The organism is Cupriavidus sp. R6-3 (genome assembly GCF_059772245.1).
The window spans coordinates 1-2,836 of record NZ_JCBAJO010000381.1; the positions used below are offsets into that span (position 1 = coordinate 1).

Genomic DNA, 2,836 nt, shown 5'->3' on the forward strand with positions numbered 1-2,836 from the left:
GCCCGCCCCCGGCACGGCCTGCGTGAATTCCTGCGGGATCACCGTGTCGCAGCCGACGGGCATCACGGCGCCGGTCATGATGCGTACCGCCTCGCCGGCCGCCGGGGTCAGCCCGTGCGTCTCGCCGGCCAGCGCGGTGCCGATGACGCGCAGCGTCACCTCGCCGCCGTTCGCCGCCTGCAGCGCGGCGCTGGAGAAGGCATAGCCGTCCATCGCGGAGTTGTCGTGCGCCGGCACGTCGATCGGCGAGACTACGTCCTCGGCCAGCACGCGATCCAGCGCCGAGCGGATCGCGACCTGCTCGATGCCGCTGACCGGTTCGATCACCTCGGCGATGATCCGGTTGGCCTGCTCCACGGGCAGCGCGCTGGGATCGTAGTCGGACAGGCAGGAGATCACGGATTGCAGGGACGGCATGGCAGGGTTCGCGTTGGGGTTCGGTTCGGGTTCGGGTTCGGTTCGGGGCTCAGGCTGGCGAGGGGTCGTGCGCCGGTCGGGCAGCAGGGCAGCAGGGCAGCAGGACAGCAGGGCGGCGAGGGCGGTGGAGCAGCTCAGGGCCGCGCCTCGGCCCCCGCTCAGCGCGCCTCGAAGGTGCGCAGTTCGTCCAGCGTGTTGATGTTGGCGAAGGGCGCCGCGTCGTCGAACGGCACTTCGGCCAGCCGATGCTGCGAGGCCCAGGCCTCGATCTTGCGGCCGCCGCCGTTGAGGAAGACCACCAGGCTGTCCAGCGCGGTATGCGGCATCAGCAGGAATACCGGCTGGGTCTGACGGCGGCCCTGTTCGTCGACGGTGACCGGCATCGCCATCTCGGCGCCTTCGCGCTCGATTGCCTGCGCCAGCCGCGCGACCAGATCGGTCGGCAGGAACGGCGAATCGCACGGGGCGGTGACCATCCAGCGGGTCTGGCACTGTTCCAGCCCCGCCAGCATGCCGGCCAGCGGGCCGGCGAAGTCGGGCACCGAGTCGGTGACCACCGGCACGCCGAACGATTCGTAGGCGGCCAGATTGCGGTTGGCGTTGATCAGCAGCGCGCCGGTCTGCGGCGCCAGCCGCATCATCGTGTGCATCGCCATCGGCGCGCCGCGCAGCGACTGCAGGCCCTTGTCGGTGCCGCCCATGCGGCTGCCGCGTCCGCCGGCCAGGATCAGGCCGGTAATGTCTTCGCGTTCGATCATCGCAGGTGTCGGGGAAAAGCGGTGAAGCGTTGAACGGGGTCGGAGGCGAGGCGAACGCCTAGCCGCCGATATAGGACATCTCGATCTTGCGCGCCGCGCGGGCCGCGCGCACCTGCGCGTCGCCGCGCTGCTCCGAATAGTTGTCGGTGCGCTCGCGCCAGACGCCGGCGATCGCGTTGGCGATCTCGAGATCGCTGTGCCCGCCGCGCAGCAGCGCGCGCAGGTCGTAGCCCTCGGTGGCGAACAGGCACAGGTAGAGCCGGCCCTCGGTCGACAGCCGGATGCGGCTGCAATCGCCGCAGAAGGCGTGGGTGACGCTGGAAATCACGCCGATCTCGCCGGCGCCGTCGCGGTAGCGCCAGCGCTGCGCCGTCTCGCCGCTGTAGTTGGCGGCGATCGGCTCGAGCGGGAATTCCGCGTCGATGCGCGCGACCACTTCATCGGACGGCAGCACCTCGTCCATGCGCCAGTGGTTGCTGGCGCCCACGTCCATGAATTCGATATAGCGCACGATGATGCCGCTGCCGCGGAAATGGCGCGCCATCGGCACGATCTCGGCGTCGTTGGTGCCGCGCTTGACCACCATGTTGACCTTGAGCGGCGCCAGCCCGACCGCCTGCGCGGTCTCGATGCCCTTGAGCACGTCCGCCACGGCGAAGTCGACGTCGTTCATGCGGCGGAAGGTGGCGTCGTCGATCGCATCGAGGCTGACCGAAACCCGCGTCAGCCCGGCATCGCGCAGCGCGCGCGCCTTGCGGGCCAGCAGCGAGGCGTTGGTGGTCAGCGTCAGGTCCAGCGGCTTGCCGGCGGGCGTCTCGATGCGCGCCAGCATCTCGACCAGCTTCTCGATGTTCTTGCGCAGCAGCGGCTCGCCGCCGGTCAGCCGGATCTTCTCGACGCCGTGGGCGACGAACAGCCGCGCGACGCGCTCGATCTCCTCGAAGCTGAGCAGTTCCGAATGCGGCAGGAAGGTGTAGTCCTTGTCGAAGACTTCCTTCGGCATGCAGTAGACGCAGCGGAAATTGCAGCGGTCGGTCACCGAGATGCGCAGGTCGTGCAGCGGCCGTCCGCGACGGTCGGCCAACAGCCCGGTCGGCGATTCGAGTTGCGCCGGAATCGCGGGCTGCATCGAGTGATAGCGATGCTCGCGCAGGTCGAAGATGGGGATGACGGATTCGGTCATGTCGTGATAGGTCGCCGCCAGACCGGCGCCGTTCTGCCGCCATTCTAGCCGAGCTTGCGTTGAGGGGTCGCCGAAGCGCCCGCGGGCACGCGCGCCATGAAAAAGGGGACGGCGGTGCCGTCCCCCTGGATCGCGTCGTTCCCGCGCATGCGGGAAGCCAGCGTCGTTGAGAGCCCTCGGAGTCCCCGCTTTCGCGGAGACCATGGGGCTATCGTCGCGCTTGTTCGCGCTTGTTCGCGCCTATTGCTGCGCGGCGGACTGCTGCTGCGAGTCCATGGTGACCTCGCGGCCGCCGGTCTCGACCAGCACCATCGGGCCCTGCGGCAGCGGCGGCAGCGGCTTGCGCTCGCGCGGCACCCGCGGCGCCGGCACGATGCGGGCAGCGGCTTCCTGCGCGGCACGGTACTTGGCGCTGTCGGTGTGCACCCACTGCAGGCCGGCGGCGTTCAGCATCGGCTCGAGCGCGTCGGCCGACAGC

General features: G+C 69.9%; 3 protein-coding genes and 1 pseudogene. All 4 read right to left on the reverse strand.

Annotation, left to right across the window (positions count from 1 at the left end; all coding sequences use genetic code 11):
* Positions 1 to 417, reverse strand: a pseudogene (locus tag AC6EI8_RS25775) (molybdopterin molybdenumtransferase MoeA); the annotation flags it as partial.
* A gap of 158 nt (positions 418 to 575) precedes the next feature.
* Positions 576 to 1,175, reverse strand: a complete 600-nt coding sequence (gene mobA / locus AC6EI8_RS25780; protein ID WP_150083598.1) for a molybdenum cofactor guanylyltransferase MobA — start codon at positions 1,173 to 1,175, stop codon at positions 576 to 578.
* A gap of 58 nt (positions 1,176 to 1,233) precedes the next feature.
* The gene (gene moaA / locus AC6EI8_RS25785) at positions 1,234 to 2,358 is read right to left on the reverse strand and encodes a GTP 3',8-cyclase MoaA (RefSeq protein ID WP_149317021.1); all 1,125 of its coding nucleotides are present in this window, start codon (positions 2,356 to 2,358) and stop codon (positions 1,234 to 1,236) included.
* A 240-nt stretch (positions 2,359 to 2,598) separates the two neighbouring features.
* Positions 2,599 to 2,836: hypothetical protein (locus AC6EI8_RS25790; protein WP_498383298.1), on the reverse strand; the 238-nt coding region annotated here is incomplete at its 5' end.

Coding starts and splice junctions, on each gene's coding strand:
- moaA (WP_149317021.1), bottom strand. CDS start 2,358: ATGACCGAATCCGTCATCCCCATCTTCGACCTGCGCGAGCATCGCTAT.
- mobA (WP_150083598.1), bottom strand. CDS start 1,175: ATGATCGAACGCGAAGACATTACCGGCCTGATCCTGGCCGGCGGACGC.